The organism is Martinezella sp. CNPSo 3795, assembly GCF_057784475.1.
On the sequence record NZ_JBXSOQ010000005.1, the window covers coordinates 355,766 to 371,146 of the forward strand.

The window sequence follows — 15,381 nt, forward strand, 5'->3', positions numbered from 1 at the left end:
TGGGACGTTCCCGCATCAACCGGATCTCGGCACAAGCTCAGACGGCTAACGCTGCGCCTCCGCTCCCCATGGGTCGCTTTCAGGGCCTCAAACGCGACGATCCGCTTTCCAAGCCCCTCAACCGCCCACTCTTCTGACGGGGATCGCCGCTTCAATTGTCGCCTTGGTCTGCACCACGGCGACATGCGTGATGTCAGGCCCGCGCGAGGTCCCGGCCGGTGGGGCCGGTCGCCGTGGCCATTCCCGCGATCCGGACAAAGGCCGTGATGCCGACGGCGATGGCCCCGACGACAGAGAACGTGATTTGCCAAGCGTCCGAGGGCATCAGGTGCTTCACGATGCCATGGGTGGCGTGAAAGCCCGCCGCGGCGGCCGGCGCGACGAAGATGACGGCGACCGCGAGCTTCAGCCACATGGGTCGGACGAAGGCGATCAGCAGATGGCCGGCCGCCAGCGTGAGGGCGGCGGCGACCGCTCCGACGAGGATCGCGCCGGGAATCCCGGCGCCGGTGCCGTGCGCCCACGATCCGGCGGTCACGCCGACGAACGCCGGCAGCGCGAAGACGGCCAGCGTGAATAGCAGCCAGCAGAGCAGGCCGATGGCCGCGAGGGATGTGAGTATTGCGAGGATGATCATGGTGGTAGCCTCCGTGAGAAAAAGTCTGACGGTCGCGCCTCCACCACCACCACGGCGCACTCGAACTATAGCTAAAAATCGCCTGCGCCGGGAGCGGAAATCGCGTGCGACGTCCGCTCGGAGGCGCCGGTTCGCCCCGGTTATGGGGCGAAGGGATCAATCTCATGGACGATCGCGGCCATGTCGCCGTCATATTCGCTGGCGGGCGTGACCGACAGCGTGCCGTCGCCGGCCTGGAAGATGATAATGGCGGCCATCAGGGTGGTGGCGAGGCTGAAGGCGAAGGCGTGCGCGTCGTTCAGGGACATCGATCCGGCTCCTGTTTGAGCGGAGGACCATCCCCCGCTGACAGGCGCCCGAAGTGTCGAACTGAACGCTGCAATCACCGCGCAGGCGCAGCCGAAGCGGCGGCATGCTCGCATAGCCGACCCTTTACGGGTTGATGGCGTCAGGCGATCAGTCTGACCAAGGATCAGCGCAGATAAGCGGGGATGGTCTTCTGTCCCCAGGGCCGATGCGGCTGGGCACGATCGCTGGACTGCCGAGCAAGTCACGCGACTATGTTGGGAGATCATTGTTATGCTTACAGTCGTGAGACCTTTGGCCAATGCCCAAGAGTTGGCGAGCTGGGCTCGCTCCGCAGGCTTTGACGATATCGTCCCGTCCAACTGGCATGTGACCATCGCGAAAACTTATGAGACGGTCGATGTCAGCAACCTTAAACCGGACGCATCCTCCGTGATCGTCCCAGCGTCACTCCACCGGCTCGTTGCGCGCATGGGTGAATTCATCGCTCTTAGGTTCAGGTGCGCCACGATCGCCACTCGTCACCGCGACTTCCGGGCCGCGGGTGCTGGTTGGGAACATCGAGATTACCGGCCGCATGTGACCATCGCCATTAATGATCGGCGAGAACTCGACCGGGTGGTGCCGTTCGCTGGGGAACTCGTCTTTGGCGGTGAGATATGGTGCCCTCCAATGTACGCAACATTGTTCAGGCCGACGCCAGTCGGTCTTCCTTCGTCAGAAGATTAGAAAAATGGGCGGCGCTTACGCGCCGCCGAACTTCCAAACCGGGATGCCGAGCTTCTTGGCCTTGTCTGCGAGATTGTCGTGGATGCCGGTGCCCGGGAAGTGCATCAAGCCCTTGGGCACGATCTCCAGCATCTCATCATTGCGCTTGAAAGGTGCTGCCCGGCCGTGCTTCGTCCAGTCGGGTCCAAAACCAATCTGCGGAACCTTGCGGTTGTTGGCCCAGAGCGAGGCGATCTTCTCGGCGCCCTTCGGCGATTTGCCGTGGATCAGCACCATGTCGGGATGCTTTTCGTGGACCTGGTCGAGCTTGGCCCAGATCAGCCGGTGATCGTTGAAGTCGAGCCCGCCGGTGACGACGATCTTCGGGCCGGGAGGAAGGAGGACCTCCTGATCGGCGCGCTTTTTCGCCATCAGGAAATCGCGGCTGTCGATCATCGCCGAGGTGAGATTGCGATGGTTGACCTTCGATCCGCTGCGCGGGAGCCATGCCTTGCCGACGTGGCGTTCGTAGTGTTCGGCGGCCTGGTCGCGCATCAGCTCGAAGGCGGCCTGGCGTTCTATGAGCGTCTGGCCCTCGGCGATCTGGCGCTCCAGTTCGACCGACTTCACCTCGCTGCCGTCCTGCTCGCGCTGCGAGCGCTTCTGCGCCTGCTCGTTGTCGTCGAGCTCGCGCGCGATCCGTTCCGTAGCGCGGTGGAAGACGTTGACGGTCGACCAGAGGAGATCGTCGAGGTCGGGTTCGAGGCGCGTGTCCTCCAGGGTCGCGATCAGGGCGTCGAAGATGTCGGCGATGGCACCCGCGACGGCGTTGCCGTCCGGAAGGAGCCGCTGGTCGGGCTCGTCGGCAAAGGGTCGGTAGCCGTGGAGCTGCAACTCGTTGAGGACGTGGTCGGTGGGTGAGGATCCGTGGTGAGGTTCAAAGTCGTCATGCGCGTTCATGTGATGCTCCGTCGGTTGGACCGCGACCGTCGCGGCCTTCATGGCGACGAAGCCCACCGGCGAGACGGCCCTGCACCCGGAGCGCAGCGCAGGGCCGGAGCGTCAGCGGAGGATGGCGAAGGCCGGCTATTTTGCCTCGCGATGGAAAGGCAGGCTCTGCCTGCCGCCGGAAAATAGTCGGCCGCCGCCATTGCCGGGCCGGCCCGACTGTGGGCCGATCGCCCTCTCGAAGGCCGAGGCGCGGTCCTCTCAGACGGTATGGGGCATCCGGACGGACATGACGGCACCGCCGCCACCTTCCTTCCTGCCGGCTATGCCGCTACGCCCAAGAAGCGCGCCACGTCCTGCGGCCCGATCTGCATCCGGGTCTGGCTTCTGAGCGCGTCGATGCCGAGGGTGCGGAGATCCTCATTGAAGTCACCGAGCTGGGGAGAGATGACGATCGCCTCGATCCCGACCGCGTTCGCCCGTTCGACCAGGCTGTCGCGCGCCCCGTCACCGGCCGGATCGTTGTCGCGCAGGATGTAGAGCCGCCGCAGCGTGTCCGGGAACAGGATGGCGGCGAGATGTGCTGCCGAGAGCGCCGCCAGCATCGGCATGTCGGGCAAGACCTGCCTGACGGACAGGACGGTCTCGATGCCTTCGCCCGCCGCCATGACTTCACCGCCCGTGCCGAAGCGCACCGCGTTGCCGAGAAGATCGCCCATCGCCCGCCTTGGCGTGTCGAGCGGCGCCTTGTCGCGGCGTCGCGGGTCGAGCCAGGTCCGATGCGCCCCGGTGATCCGGTCGCGGAGGTCGGTGACGGCGGCGATCATGGCCGGCCAGGTTTCGGTCGGCGAATGCTCGTCGGGCCGATAATAGCAGCGCGGGTGGAAGCGCAGATTTCCGGTTCCGCGTAAATCCGTAATACCGCGTTCCCGTAGATACGACTGTACGAGCGTCCCGGTGATCGACTGCGACATGCCGATCAGACGGCGGGCCGCCTCTGGCGACCCGTGCGGTACGGGTGCCTGACGCGGGTTTGCCGGCACTGGTTCGGGCTGCGGCATGCTGAGGAAGGTCCGCGCCTCATCGGCGACGTCCTTGAAGTCGATCAGGCCGCAACTCTCGCGGATCACGTCGAGGAGATCGCCATGCTCGCCGGTCGCGGCATCGGTCCATTTGCCGGCCGGACCCTTGGGCGAGTCCTTGAGCCGCACATACATCGAGCGGCCGGGCGTGTTGCGCACGTCGCCAACCAGCCAGTAGCGGCCTTCGCGCCGCCCGCTGGATAGGTAGTGTCGGCACACCGCCTCGGCCTGCCGGCCGAGACGTTGCGCAAGATCGGAAGCATCGTGACGGGACATCACGCGGCCTCCCGTTCTGAGATGCGCGCCACCGGATAGGTGTCGAGCAGCTTGGTGAGGATGCCCGGTCCGGTGCCGTCGGCCGGCACGAAGAAGCGCAGCTTCCAGGAGATGATCTCGCTGAACAGGCCATAGGCCCGCAGTCGCTCGCGCATCGCCTCGGTGAAGCCGGTCAGCTCCAGGCGATAGGCGCTCATGACTCGGGCACGGCGAAGCTGGAGGCCCTCGGCCAAGTCGAGGATCGTGCGCCCCTCCATCAGCGCGGCGAAGGCGTGTTCGGGCGTCAACGTGGTCGCCCCCTGCGAGGCGGCGTTCGCAGCCCAGGCCGGCGAGACGCGGCGGCCGATGATGCGCTCACCCGCGTCGGTCTGGAGCCGGTAGACCCGCGTCGACTCGTCCGGCAAGCGCTTCCAGATCGGTAGCAGCAGGCCGGCAACGATATGGATCGTGCTGTCGGAGAAGTCCGGCACGTCGGCAAGCTCAGCCTCCCACGCGGCGGCGAAGCGGTCGCGGTCGGCTTCCTCCCAACGGCTCTCGTCCATCATGCGCAGGGGCGCGTAATGCTGTTCCATTGGCCGGATCAGGCAGACACGGCGTTCGATCTCGCCATCGTCGAGCATCATCGACGGGGCCGGAATCTGGACCGCGGCGCGGCCGGAGCGACCGTTGACCAGCAGCCGAGTGCGCGGATCGGCGAGATGACCGAGCGCATCGACCAGCGTGACCGGGCGATTGCGCTCCCGGCGGGTAATGGTCAGGAGCCGCGTCTCCGCGCCGGTGCCAAGATGGACATGGATCACCTGGCTGTCGGTGACCACGAAGCTCTCGGCCTGCAGCGTCTCCAGTCCGACGTCATAGTGACCGCTGCGGATCGCACCCTCGATCTTCGCCGTCAGGAGCTGCTCGAACGCAGTGAACAGGATGCCCTGCAGCTCGATGGTGAGCGCCAGCAGCCGGTTGAGGAAAGTGGTGATCGGCGGCAACTCGTCCTTGATGCCGTTGTCGTCCATTAGCTTGAGGCCGGTGGCGGCCTCAAAGCGATCGAGCGAGCAGCCCTCGACCTTGCCGCGCACGAGCAGCAGGTAGAGCTGGCGCAGCGCGTCGCGCGCATAGTGGGATTCGAGATTGTCTTCGGGCCGGAACAGGCCCTGGCCGCCGGTCTGGCGCTGGCCGCGCGTGATGGCGCCGAGCGTGTCGAGCCGGCGCGCGATGGTCGAGAGGAAGCGCTTCTCGGCCTTCACGTCGGTCGCGATGGGCCGGAAGAGCGGCGGCTGCGCCTGGTTGGTCCGGTTGGTCCGACCGAGCCCCTGGATCGCCGCGTCCGCCTTCCAGCCCGGTTCGAGCAGGTAATGGATGCGCAGGCGCTGGTTTCGGACAGCGAGGTCCGCGTGATAGCTGCGGCCGGTGCCACCGGCGTCGCTAAAGACGAGGACACGCTTGTCGTCGTCCATGAACGAGGCCGCCTCGGCGAGATTGGCGGAGGCCGCCCGGTTCTCCACGGCAAGCCGGTCGCCCTTGCGCACCACGCGGCGCGAGCGGCCGGTCACCTCGGCGACAACGTCCGTGCCGAAACGCTGGACGATCTGGTCGAGCGCGCCGGGGACCGGCGGCAGCGATGCCAGGCGTTCGATCAGCTCGTCGCGCCGGGCGACGGCCTCGCGGCTCTCGACGGGCTGGCCGTCGCGATAGACCGGCCGCGACGACAGATTGCCCTCGCTGTCGGAGAAAGGCTCGTAGAGCTGCACCGGGAAGGAATGGGCGAGATAGTCGAGGACATATTCGCGCGGCGTGATGTCGACGCGGACGTCGTTCCATTCCTCCGTCGGGATCTCGGCCAGGCGGCGCTCCATCAGGGCCTCGCCGGTCGAGACGATCTGGATGACGGCGGAATGGCCGGCGGCCAGGTCCTGCTCGATCGAGCGGACAAGCGTCGGTGTCTTCATGCTTGTGAGGAGATGACCGAAGAAGCGCTGCTTGGCGCTCTCGAAGGCCGAACGGGCGGCCGACTTCGCCTGCCGGTTCAGCGTGCCGCTGTCGCCGGTGATGTTGGCGGCCTGCATCGCCGCGTCGAGATGATTATGGATGATCGCAAAGGCGCCGGCATAGGCGTCGTAGATCCGCGTCTGTTCGGGCGTGAGCTGGTGTTCGACCAGCTCATATTCGACGCCGTCATAGGAGAGCGACCGGGCCGTGTAGAGGCCGAGCGCGCGCAGGTCGCGGGCGAGCACCTCCATCGCCGCGACGCCGCCATTGTCCACCGCCTCCACGAATTCGGCGCGGTTGGCGAAGGGGAAATCTTCGCCGCCCCAGAGGCCGAGACGCTGGGCATAGGCGAGATTGTGGACGGTCGTGGCGCCGGTCGCCGAGACATAGACGACGCGGGCGTTCGGCAGCGCGTGCTGGAGCCGAAGCCCCGCACGGCCCTGCTGCGAGGGGGAGACATCCCCCCGTTCTCCCTTGCCGCCGCCGGCGTTCTGCATCGCGTGAGACTCGTCGAAAATGATCACTCCGTCGAAATCGGAGCCTAACCATTCGACGATCTGCTTGACCCGCGAAAGCTTCTCCCCACGGTCGTCGGACCGTAGCGTGGCATAGGTGGTGAATAGGATGCCTTCGGGCAGCCGGATCGCCGTACCCTGGGGGAAGCGCGACAGCGGCGTGACGAGCAGCCGCTCCATGCCGAGCGCCGACCAATCGCGCTGGGCGTCTTCGAGCAGCTTGTCGGACTTGGAGATCCAGATGGCCTTGCGGCGGCCCTGGAGCCAGTTGTCGAGGATGATGCCGGCCGACTGGCGGCCCTTGCCGGCGCCAGTGCCGTCGCCGAGCATGAAGCCACGGCGGAAGCGCACCGCGTTCGGGGCATTGTCTGGCGCGGCGGTGACGAGATCGCCGGTTTCGTCGACCGTCCAGGCTCCGGCGAGATATTCGCCATGAGCCTCGCCGGCATAGATCACCGTCTCGAGCTGGGCATCGGACAGGATGCCGTCGCCGACGATTGGCGCAAGAAGCGTCGGCCGGTAGCTCGGCTTCGGCGGCGCGACCGAAGCCATGGCGGCGGACTGCACCAGCTTGGTCGGGTGCGGTTGTGCGCCCTCGATGCGGATCGACTGGAGCGCATAGGCCTCATAGATCGAGTCCGACAGGCGCCCGCTCTCCGGCGGCGTCCAATCGATGGTCTCATAGGCGAGCGGCACGCCATCGAGCTGGGCGATGCGGCGGGTGGGCTGGGCCGTCGCCGCGCGGGCGAGATAGCCGCGCACCGTGCGCGGCGTGGTGGCCGGCATCGCGGCGGGACGCTCGATCGAGACCGGCAGGCGTGCGGGAAGCCGCGCTTCGATCCAGCCGAGCAGCGTCGCGACATCGGGTGCGATGCCGGCGGAGTCCGGGAAATGCTCGGGGTCCTCGGCCGGTGCCTTGTCGATGACGGTCAGGCGGGTCTCGATGGTCGTGCCGTGCTTGGCATAGACCGAGCCGGTGATCGCGGCGGTGAACACGACGCGTCCGCGCGCCTGTAGCCGGACGAAGGCGTCCCGCCAGGCCGGAAGCTCGGGCGAGAAGCTCGCGCCGGTGATGGCGACCAGGCGTCCGCCATCGGCGAGACGGGCGAGCGCCGAGACGATATGCCGATAGGCGGCGTCGGCCACGCGTCCGGAGACGTTCGCCATCACCGAGAATGGCGGGTTCATGATGACCACGCTCGGCACGGCGGCGGGATCGAGATGGTCGTCGATCTGAGCGGCGTCGAAACGCGTGACGGGAACGGCCGGAAAGAGAGAGGCGAGAAGATCCGCGCGGGTCTCGGCCAGCTCGTTGAGGATGAGCGATGCGCCCGCGGTCTCGGCGAGGACGCCGAGCAGCCCGGTGCCGGCGGACGGCTCCAGCACACGATCGGCCGGGGTCAATGTCGCCGCCGTCAGCGCGGCAAGGCCGAGCGGGATCGGCGTCGAGAATTGCTGGAAGACCTGCGTCTCCTCGGATCGGCGGGTGTGGGTCGGCAGCAGTCCGACGATCTTGGTCAGTGCCGACAGCCGTGAAGCCGGCGATGCGGCTTTGCGGAAAAGCGGCTTTCCGTACTTGCGCAGGAACAGGACCGTCGCGGCCTCGCAGGCGTCATAGGCGGCTTTCCAGTCCCAGGCGCCCGTGGCGTCGGACGCGCCGAAAGCGTCCTCCATGGCGCTGCGCAGCATGGCGGCATCGACGGTGCGGCCCTGTTCGAGGTGGGAGAGGATGCGCTCGGCGGCGGCGATGATGGCGGCGGCCGGCGGTGTGTGCGGGACAAGCGGAAGCGAAGCCGCCTGAGCGGCTGGAAGCGGAGCATGAAACATGGAGGATGACCTCGGAGAGCGGGACAGGAACGAACCGGCCCGGCTCTCTCTCGACCGGACGGGCTCAAACCCGTCCCGGCCATCCTCTTCCTCTAAGATGTGGCCTTCGGGCCACATCTTTGCTACGATTGCAGCTCACGGACAAATCAAGGATAAGCTGCGCCTGAGGCGGCACACGAGGAGGCCGCTTCGTTTGAGTAGCATTGAGCAGAACCCGCTGCCCGTAGACGGGCTTGATAAGCCTGAGGCTGGCCTGTCCCAGCCGAGCGACACGCTCGGCATGTCGAACTCATCGACGCCTGTATCCATCGACGCGGAAGGAGAACCCGATCCACGCGATTGGCTAGCGGCGATCATCGCCGGTTCGAACGACGCTATCATCAGCAAGGATCTCTCTGGTCGCATCCAAAGCTGGAATCCCGGTGCGACCCGCTTGTTCGGCTATGCGGCCGATGAAGTGATCGGCCGCCCGATTACCATCCTGATACCGGCTGACAGGCTGGACGAGGAGCCCGCGATCCTGGCTCAGATTCGGCAGGGAAAGCGCGTCGAGCATTTCGAGACGCAGCGCCGGCGCAAGGACGGTTCGCTGGTCGATCTGTCACTGACGATCTCGCCAATCCGCAACGCCGCCGGGGTGATCGTAGGGGCGTCCAAGATCGCCCGCGACATTACCGAACGGCGGAGGGTCCAGGAGGCACAAAGTCTGCTGTTCGGTGAGATGCAACATCGCATCAAGAACCTGTTCGCCCTGACGGCGGGTATCGTGGCGCTGAGCGGCAAATCGGCATCAAGCAGCGACGATGTCGTCCAATCGATCCAGAACAGGCTGGCCGCGCTCTCGCGTGCCCATGAACTGACGATGTCCGACATCACCAGCGACGGGATCGCCGGTCAGGAAACCAGCCTGCCAGCATTGTTGAGCGCCATCCTCAAGCCCTTCGAGGGCAAGGACCGCATCAAGGTCGAAGGCGCCAGCCCGATGATCGGTGGGAAGGCGGTGACCAGTGTGGCGTTGCTGCTGCATGAGCTGGCGACGAATGCGGCAAAGTATGGCTGCTTTTCGGAACCGGAAGGCCGTCTCGATGTGACGGTTTCCGAGGAGGACGATGCGGTCCGTCTCGTCTGGATAGAGACGTGCGGCCCCGCGATCCGACGCCCCGATGCGCTTGGTTTTGGAAGTCGCCTCGAAGAGGGTCTGGCCCGCGCGCTCGGAGCGACCATCGAGCGCGACTGGCGGTCCGAGGGTCTCGCGGTGTTCATCAGTCTGTCGAAGCAAAATCTCGCTGGCTGATCCGGCGACGGCGCCGTTCGGCGGCGGCGAGGATGGCGGCCGCCATCCTCTCACTCTGGCGCGGGCGGAACCCGGCCTGCCGCACCGGCTTTCGACGTCGCGGATCGGGCGCTAAGCTCTCATAGGAAAAAGCGCTGCGCCTCGCACCCTTCGGGCGCGCAGCGCCCGATGAATGAGCAAGGAGGCGAGATGAAGGGTAGCGCGATTGGAATTCTCGGCGCGGCCTGTCTGGCGGTCGGCTTCGGCGCGGGCTTCGTGCTCCGGCCGGTGATCTCGCCGGTCACTGCATCTCCGGCCGTCGCCGCCGGCGTCGCCCAGCCAAGCGAGGGGGAAGCGACCGCGGCGGTGCGGCGCCACCGCCTGTTCACGGGTACGTCGCTGGCGAACGCGACGCTGAAGCTGGGCGATTGCTCGCCGGGCGGGGTCGGCCCGGGCGTGACTTGCATGACGCAGATCGTGCTCGATCCGACTAGGCCGAACGCGAGCCCGCAGAACCGGCCGATTGGCTTTGCCCGCGTCAACGGGCAGTGGGAAGTGGCGGTCTGGTAACGGCGCGCGAAGGCATTGAGCGCGCGCAGCTATGTCGACGCTTCCGGCGGGCTGTAGATCTGGAAGGGATTGCCATCGGCGAGATGGCCGAACGGCGTGAAGACGAAATCGCCGTCATCGCGGCCGACGGCGCAGATGACGTAGCGCGGCTCGCCCGTCGCTAAGTCGGTGCATTCCATCAGCGCCAGATCGCCGCTCGACGCGGCGCGCAGCAACGTCTGGAAATTGGCGCGGGCATGGTCGGGAATGCTCATCGCGTGCCTCCCTCGCCAAGCCGGTCGGCGAGCCAGCGGCCGGTGCTCCTCCATGCGATCGTCTCGCCCGTGGTGAGGTCGAGGACATGGGCGCCGCCCGAGAAGCCGTCGATCACGGGGTTGGAGGCGATGCCGGCCCACTGGAATCCCCAGCGGCCGGTCAGCCCGAAGGCCTCGGCGCACCGCGTCACGAAGGTGATGACGAGCTGCGGATCGGCGGTGCCGGGATCGCGCAGCCAAAGCCGCGACGCACCATGGTCGGGTGTCACCGACAGACGGAACGGATCGGCCGGCGGGTCCTCGCGGCCGTTCTCGGCCATCAGGGCGGCGTAGATGTCGAAGGCCCGGTCGACGTTGGCGGATGTGCCGACGTCGAGCAGGCAGGAATAGCGGGTGAAGAAATCGGTCATGGCGGGCTCCGGAAACGAAATGAGCCCGGCGCTCGGGCCGGGCTCGGAGTGGGTTCGGGGTGGCGGCGGCTAGTAGCCGAATTGCCAGGATGGCCAGGCTTGGCCGTCGTCGGCGGCGCGCACGGCGTCGGCGAGATAGGCGGTATCGCCTTCGACGACGACGGGATCGCGCACCGGGGTTTCGTCGATGATCGTCACGCAGCCGACGACGCCGTCCTCGACCTCGACATGCACGGGGACGAGGAACTGGAAGACGACGCGGCGTGGCGACGGGGTGGATCGCGACATGGCGATGCTCCTTCGGTCGGGGAAAGGGCTGGAGCGGCCGAAGCCGCTCCGGGGGCTCGTCATTCGGCCGCGACGAGATGCGCATCATCGTCGTTGGCTTCAGCCGTGACGTGCTCGTCATCACCGGCGAGGAACGCGGGCAGCGCCGCGTCGTCGTCCTCGCCGCCGGCCAGGACCTCCGCCGTGGATGCCTCGGCATCGTCGATTAGGCGCAGCGGCTCGGGCAGCCAGCCGGTGTCGGCCAGCAGTCGTTCGGCCTCCTTGGCCATGTCGCCCTTCTTCAGGTGGTCGATGAGTTGCGCGGCCTGTTCGCCGACGCCCTCGCGGACCGCCTGCAGGATGCGGGGCTTGGTGACGCGGTTGAGGTAGTTGCCGAAGGTCGGGCGCCAGCCGGCTTCCACCAGGTCGAGCCCGGTCGCCTTCGTCAGGCGGTCGGCCTGGGCGAGCCGCATGTCGAGCGTGTGCTGCGACACGCCACCGGCGCTGTGCGGGTTCGGCCGCTCATAGAGCGCGTTCACGCCATAGCTGACGCAATGCGCCAGCAGCGCCATCCGGCTGGTATCGTCCAGGCCCGCGAGCCAGTCCCACAGGGCGTTGTCGTCCTTCGGGATGTCGCCGGCCCAGGCGGCGTGACGGTCCTGCACCGCGCGTGCGGACGGGCTGTCCTTCAACCCATCATCCTGCGCCGGGAAGAAGATGTGCTTCACCCCGACCTCCATGGCGCCCGTGTACATGCGGGTCATGAAGGTGTCGGAGACCAGCTTGTGGAGGAGCGCGGTCATTGCGACGTGCGGGTTTTCCGCGACGGCGTTTCGCAGCGCGAGCGTGCGGTAGGCCGTCAGCTCGATGACTAGGCGTTCGGGCAACGGCTTGATCGCGTCGTCCTCGTCGTCCTCCGCCTCGACGGGCTGACCGCCGATCGTGATGACGGCGCGCTGCACGGCAGGCGCACCCGGTTCGCCCGGCTGACTTCCGGTCTCGTCCCCATCGGTCTCGGCGTTGGGTTCGGGAGCCTCGTCCTCGGCCCGGACGTAGCCGCGATCGATGGCGACGCTGCCGTCATGAGCGATGCTGATGAACACGCCGGCGCGGGCGATGTCCTCGGCCTCGAAGCGGACCGGACGGGTCTCGAAGGCGGACAGCGCCGTCTCGATCTCGCCGAGCCGCTGGTCGACCTCGTCGGGCAGTTCGTCCGCGTCCTCATACTCGGCCTCGAGCTTCTGGTACTCGGCGTTGAGCGCTTCGATCGTCGCCTGTTCCTCCGCCGTCAGGTCGAGCGGCTCGCCCTGCAGCTCGCGCAGGCCGCGCGTGGCGTCGTAGGGGAAGCTGACCGCGACCTCGATCCACTTCCAGCCCTCGGCCGCGATCGTCTCGGCTTCGGCCCTCAGCTTCTCGGCGACCAGCCGGTCGAGCAGCGCCGCATCCTGCAGCCAGCCGCCATCGTCGGACTGGAACAGGTCGCGCATGACGATGCCGCCCGCCAGCTCATAAGCGTCGACGCCGACGAACACGGCCCGCTTGTCCGAGGCGCGCACCGTCGTCTCGGTCAGCATGCGCCGGATCTGATACGGTTCCTTCGACCAGGCGTCCTTGATCGCCTCCCAGACCTGCTCCTGGCGGGCATGGTCGTCGGTGACGGTGAAGGCCATGAGCTGGTCGAGCGTCATGCCGTCTTCGGCATAGACGTCGAGCAAGGTGGGCGACGCGGCCGCGAGGCGCAGGCGCTGCTTGACCACCTGCACGGGCACGAAGAGCGCCGCGGCGATCTCCTCCTCGGTCTTGCCCTTCACCCGCATGTCCTGGAACGCACGGAACTGGTCCAGCGGATGGAGCGGCGCGCGGTCGATATTCTCGACCAGCGAGACCTCCTCGGAGAGGACCTCGTCGTCGCGCTTGCGCACGACGCAGGGCACGGGGGCGATCTTGGCGAGGCGCTTCTGCTTGACCAGCAGCTCCAGGGCGCGGAAGCGGCGGCCGCCGGCGGGCACTTCGAACATGCCGGTCTCCTGGCCTTCGGCATCGACCACGGGCACGACGCTGAGGCTCTGGATCAGGCCGCGACGCGCGATCGAGGCCGCCAGGTCGTCGATCGACACGCCGGCCTTCACGCGCCGGACATTGGACTGGCTGAGCACCAGCTTGTTGAAGGGGATGTCGCGCGAGGACGACAGGACGATCTTCTGAACTGCAGTAGCCATCGGGATTAACTCCGCGACGGGCGGTCGAAAGACTCTCTCTCAACCTCCAACCCGTCACGAAAATCCCGTCCTCCCTCTCACTCTCTTCTGGCCGCCGCCTCAACACGCGGCGACCGGACCGATCTAGATACATTCGCGCGCAAGCCTCTGGCCTCACCGAAAGACGACTATAATAGTCGCTTTGTCGGTGCGGTTGGAGACGAAGACGCGCCGCGGCAGCTGCGCGCGTGTCGGATCGCCCGGCGCTCGGGGCGATCGGAGGAAGCGATGGACACGGTGGTGAGGGGTGGCGCGCGGACGCCATGGCGCGACTGGCTGGCGGTGCTTGGCCGCCGGAGATCGCGGCCGCGATTGACCAAGGTCGAGCGCGCGCTGATCGGCGCCAACGGCAGGGCGCTGACGATGTTGGCGACCGCGCTGCAAGCGCGCGGTCATCTCGACGTTCGGGAATTTTCCGACCTGCTCGGCGTTTTCAGCGTCTTGGTCGGCGAGGATGATAACCTGGAGGGCATGATCCTCGCCGTCTGGGCGGGCCTGCTGAAGGACAGCGTCTCGTCGTAAACGAGAGAAGACGCAAAAGTGCAGACCCGCCTCCACGGATCTACGCTTCTACGGACGAGCCCGACGCCGCCCGGCGGACGGCGTGAAGCACGCGTTCGGCCTCGCGGATGCCGCCGGTCCGGCGCGCCACCTCGGCCCAGGCCGAGATCGGATAGAGGCACAGGATGTCGCGCTCGATGCCGAGGCCCAATGGCAGGCGCACGGCGGTCATCTCGGCCAGGCTGAAGGAGCCGAGTTCGGGTTCGCCCAGGTCGGCCAAGCCGAACAGCGTATCGCCGTCCTCGTCGACTTCGGTCGCGAGCCAGACGCCTTGGCCGAGGGGATTGAAGAATTTCACCACTGGAATGTGGTCTGCGTCGCGGTTACGGCCGTTGGCCAAGAGCTGCTCGCGCAGCTCGTCCGTTAGGAGGATCATGCGGCCCTCCTGTCGATCGCGGGTTCGGCCGACAGCGCGGCCCCGTCGGCCGGCACGAAGCCGAGCAGCCAGTCGGCAGCCTTGCTCGCTTGGCTGGCGGCGCGGACAATGGCGCGATTGTCCTCGCGCAACACCTCGAGCCAGGACCCGATATAATCCGCATGGCGCACGGTCGGCACGATGCCGAGCGAGGCGCAGCAGAAGGCGGCGTTCATCTCGGCGACCAGCTCCTCGAACGCGTATTGCTTGGTGCCAAAGCCGCCCGTCATGTCGCGGCCGAGGCGCGACGGATGGCCGGTGGCGTGACCCAGCTCGTGCAGCGCCGTCCGGTGCCAGTTGATCGGCTCGAAATAGGCCTGGGGCGGCGGGACCTGCACATAGTCGAGCGCCGGCACGTAGAAGGCGCGGTTGCCGCCGATGCGGAAGTCGATGCCGGTGGCGCGGATCAGCGCCTCGACCTGGGGCTCAATCAGGTTCGGCGCCGGCGGCGGCACGACGATCGCGACGTCCTCCGGCAGGCCCTCGCACTGCGCGGCGTTGAACACCGTGAAGCGCTTCAGGAACGGGATCGCCTGGGCCTCGTCGCCGGTTTCGCGGGCGCGCCGCTTCTCGTCGTCGGGCACGAAGCGGTCGGCATAGACGACAGTCGTGCCGCGCTCGCCTTTGCGGACATTGCCGCCGAGCGCCAGCGCCTGTCGAAAGGTGAGCCAACTCTGGCCGGGAAAGCCGTGCTCGATGACGGCGCCCCAGAGGATCAACACATTGATCCCGGAATAATGGCGGCCGGTGGCGGCGTTTCTCGGCATGGCGAGCGGCGCTTTCGCCGCCGCGGTCCCCCAAGGCTGGACCCAGGGCACGCGGCCGGCTTCCAGTTCGTCGATGATCTTGCCGGTGATTTCGTCGTAGAGGCTCGTCCGGTCTTGGCCGGCGCGAGCGGGTGCGGTCTTTCTGGACATCGCGGATCTCCGCGACGGGCGCCGGAAGACTCTCTCCCAGCTCTCAACCCGTCACGGCAAAGCCGGTCCGCACTCTCACTCTGAGGGGGCGTTGCGGGGTCTCCCCGTAGAAGGGGTCGGCCGAGACAAAGGCTCGGTCGCAGGGGAAGGCTTTCCCCCCCCCCGGCCTCCGGA

At 67.1% G+C, this 15,381-nt stretch carries 15 protein-coding genes; 4 read left to right on the forward strand and 11 right to left on the reverse strand.

The genetic code is table 11. The annotated features are described in order from the left end of the window. Positions 1-193: 193 nt before the first annotated feature. Together AC13QY_RS17455 and AC13QY_RS17460 are read right to left on the reverse strand one after the other, a co-directional pair. A complete protein-coding gene (locus AC13QY_RS17455) occupies positions 194-637 on the reverse strand; it encodes a hypothetical protein (RefSeq protein ID WP_488493718.1) in 444 nt (147 codons plus the stop codon). 140 nt (positions 638-777) lie between these two features. Beyond that, on the reverse strand, positions 778-945 hold the full coding sequence (locus AC13QY_RS17460) for a hypothetical protein (protein ID WP_164714525.1): 168 nt from the start codon (positions 943-945) through the stop codon (positions 778-780). Positions 946-1,216: 271 nt separating this feature from the next. Here AC13QY_RS17460 and AC13QY_RS17465 point away from each other — a divergent pair, with 271 nt between their 5' ends. After that, on the forward strand, positions 1,217-1,672 hold the full coding sequence (locus AC13QY_RS17465; protein ID WP_488493719.1) for a hypothetical protein: 456 nt from the start codon (positions 1,217-1,219) through the stop codon (positions 1,670-1,672). Positions 1,673-1,687: 15 nt separating this feature from the next. On the opposite strand, the gene AC13QY_RS17470 is transcribed toward AC13QY_RS17465, so the two are convergent. The 3 genes from AC13QY_RS17470 to AC13QY_RS17480 form a co-directional block, all read right to left on the reverse strand. Next, positions 1,688-2,611, reverse strand: a complete 924-nt coding sequence (locus AC13QY_RS17470) for a DUF2493 domain-containing protein (protein WP_488493720.1) — start codon at positions 2,609-2,611, stop codon at positions 1,688-1,690. Positions 2,612-2,922: 311 nt separating this feature from the next. After that, positions 2,923-3,957 carry a DUF7146 domain-containing protein gene (locus AC13QY_RS17475; RefSeq protein WP_488493721.1) on the reverse strand — a complete coding sequence of 345 codons (1,035 nt, stop codon included), beginning with the start codon at positions 3,955-3,957 and terminating at the stop codon, positions 2,923-2,925. Then, the gene (locus tag AC13QY_RS17480; protein WP_488493722.1) at positions 3,957-8,282 is read right to left on the reverse strand and encodes a strawberry notch-like NTP hydrolase domain-containing protein; all 4,326 of its coding nucleotides are present in this window, start codon (positions 8,280-8,282) and stop codon (positions 3,957-3,959) included. Before AC13QY_RS17480 ends, AC13QY_RS17475 begins: the two co-directional genes overlap by 1 nt. 193 nt (positions 8,283-8,475) lie before the next feature. On the opposite strand from AC13QY_RS17480, the gene AC13QY_RS17485 reads away from it, so the two are divergent. Both AC13QY_RS17485 and AC13QY_RS17490 read left to right on the forward strand, forming a co-directional pair. Next, the gene (locus AC13QY_RS17485; protein WP_488493723.1) at positions 8,476-9,576 is read left to right on the forward strand and encodes a PAS domain S-box protein; all 1,101 of its coding nucleotides are present in this window, start codon (positions 8,476-8,478) and stop codon (positions 9,574-9,576) included. 189 nt (positions 9,577-9,765) lie between these two features. Continuing rightward, complete coding sequence (locus AC13QY_RS17490) at positions 9,766-10,125, forward strand: hypothetical protein (RefSeq protein ID WP_488493724.1); 360 nt, start codon at positions 9,766-9,768, stop codon at positions 10,123-10,125. 29 nt (positions 10,126-10,154) lie between these two features. Here the strand turns inward: AC13QY_RS17490 and AC13QY_RS17495 are convergent, their stop codons facing one another. The 4 genes from AC13QY_RS17495 to AC13QY_RS17510 all read right to left on the reverse strand — a co-directional run bounded on the left by AC13QY_RS17495 (position 10,155) and on the right by AC13QY_RS17510 (position 13,275). Next, positions 10,155-10,379 carry a DUF6117 family protein gene (locus AC13QY_RS17495; protein ID WP_488493725.1) on the reverse strand — a complete coding sequence of 75 codons (225 nt, stop codon included), beginning with the start codon at positions 10,377-10,379 and terminating at the stop codon, positions 10,155-10,157. Continuing rightward, positions 10,376-10,789 (reverse strand): hypothetical protein, encoded by a 414-nt coding sequence (locus AC13QY_RS17500; protein WP_488493726.1) that lies wholly within the window; start codon positions 10,787-10,789, stop codon positions 10,376-10,378. The genes AC13QY_RS17495 and AC13QY_RS17500 overlap by 4 nt, the downstream gene beginning before the upstream one ends. Positions 10,790-10,858: 69 nt before the next feature. After that, on the reverse strand, positions 10,859-11,077 hold the full coding sequence (locus AC13QY_RS17505) for a hypothetical protein (protein WP_488493727.1): 219 nt from the start codon (positions 11,075-11,077) through the stop codon (positions 10,859-10,861). A 59-nt stretch (positions 11,078-11,136) separates the two neighbouring features. Further along, entirely contained in the window at positions 11,137-13,275 is a 2,139-nt protein-coding gene (locus AC13QY_RS17510; RefSeq protein ID WP_488493728.1) for a ParB/RepB/Spo0J family partition protein, read from the reverse strand. Positions 13,276-13,542: 267 nt separating this feature from the next. Here AC13QY_RS17510 and AC13QY_RS17515 point away from each other — a divergent pair, with 267 nt between their 5' ends. After that, positions 13,543-13,836 carry a hypothetical protein gene (locus AC13QY_RS17515; protein WP_488493729.1) on the forward strand — a complete coding sequence of 98 codons (294 nt, stop codon included), beginning with the start codon at positions 13,543-13,545 and terminating at the stop codon, positions 13,834-13,836. Between the two features lie 40 nt (positions 13,837-13,876). On the opposite strand, the gene AC13QY_RS17520 is transcribed toward AC13QY_RS17515, so the two are convergent. Further along, entirely contained in the window at positions 13,877-14,251 is a 375-nt protein-coding gene (locus tag AC13QY_RS17520; protein WP_488493730.1) for a DUF2958 domain-containing protein, read from the reverse strand. Further along, on the reverse strand, positions 14,248-15,207 hold the full coding sequence (locus AC13QY_RS17525) for an ArdC family protein (RefSeq protein ID WP_488493731.1): 960 nt from the start codon (positions 15,205-15,207) through the stop codon (positions 14,248-14,250). The genes AC13QY_RS17520 and AC13QY_RS17525 overlap by 4 nt, the downstream gene beginning before the upstream one ends. Positions 15,208-15,381 lie beyond the last annotated feature (174 nt).

Bases quoted from the DNA above. Each gene is read 5' to 3' on its own strand.
- AC13QY_RS17480 (WP_488493722.1), bottom strand. From the start codon at position 8,282: ATGTTTCATGCTCCGCTTCCAGCCGCTCAGGCGGCTTCGCTTCCGCTT.
- AC13QY_RS17490 (WP_488493724.1), top strand. From the start codon at position 9,766: ATGAAGGGTAGCGCGATTGGAATTCTCGGCGCGGCCTGTCTGGCGGTC.
- AC13QY_RS17510 (WP_488493728.1), bottom strand. From the start codon at position 13,275: ATGGCTACTGCAGTTCAGAAGATCGTCCTGTCGTCCTCGCGCGACATC.
- AC13QY_RS17525 (WP_488493731.1), bottom strand. From the start codon at position 15,207: ATGTCCAGAAAGACCGCACCCGCTCGCGCCGGCCAAGACCGGACGAGC.
- AC13QY_RS17505 (WP_488493727.1), bottom strand. From the start codon at position 11,077: ATGTCGCGATCCACCCCGTCGCCACGCCGCGTCGTCTTCCAGTTCCTC.
- AC13QY_RS17495 (WP_488493725.1), bottom strand. From the start codon at position 10,379: ATGAGCATTCCCGACCATGCCCGCGCCAATTTCCAGACGTTGCTGCGC.
- AC13QY_RS17500 (WP_488493726.1), bottom strand. From the start codon at position 10,789: ATGACCGATTTCTTCACCCGCTATTCCTGCCTGCTCGACGTCGGCACA.
- AC13QY_RS17470 (WP_488493720.1), bottom strand. From the start codon at position 2,611: ATGAACGCGCATGACGACTTTGAACCTCACCACGGATCCTCACCCACC.
- AC13QY_RS17460 (WP_164714525.1), bottom strand. From the start codon at position 945: ATGTCCCTGAACGACGCGCACGCCTTCGCCTTCAGCCTCGCCACCACC.
- AC13QY_RS17515 (WP_488493729.1), top strand. From the start codon at position 13,543: ATGGACACGGTGGTGAGGGGTGGCGCGCGGACGCCATGGCGCGACTGG.
- AC13QY_RS17475 (WP_488493721.1), bottom strand. From the start codon at position 3,957: ATGTCCCGTCACGATGCTTCCGATCTTGCGCAACGTCTCGGCCGGCAG.
- AC13QY_RS17465 (WP_488493719.1), top strand. From the start codon at position 1,217: ATGCTTACAGTCGTGAGACCTTTGGCCAATGCCCAAGAGTTGGCGAGC.
- AC13QY_RS17455 (WP_488493718.1), bottom strand. From the start codon at position 637: ATGATCATCCTCGCAATACTCACATCCCTCGCGGCCATCGGCCTGCTC.
- AC13QY_RS17520 (WP_488493730.1), bottom strand. From the start codon at position 14,251: ATGATCCTCCTAACGGACGAGCTGCGCGAGCAGCTCTTGGCCAACGGC.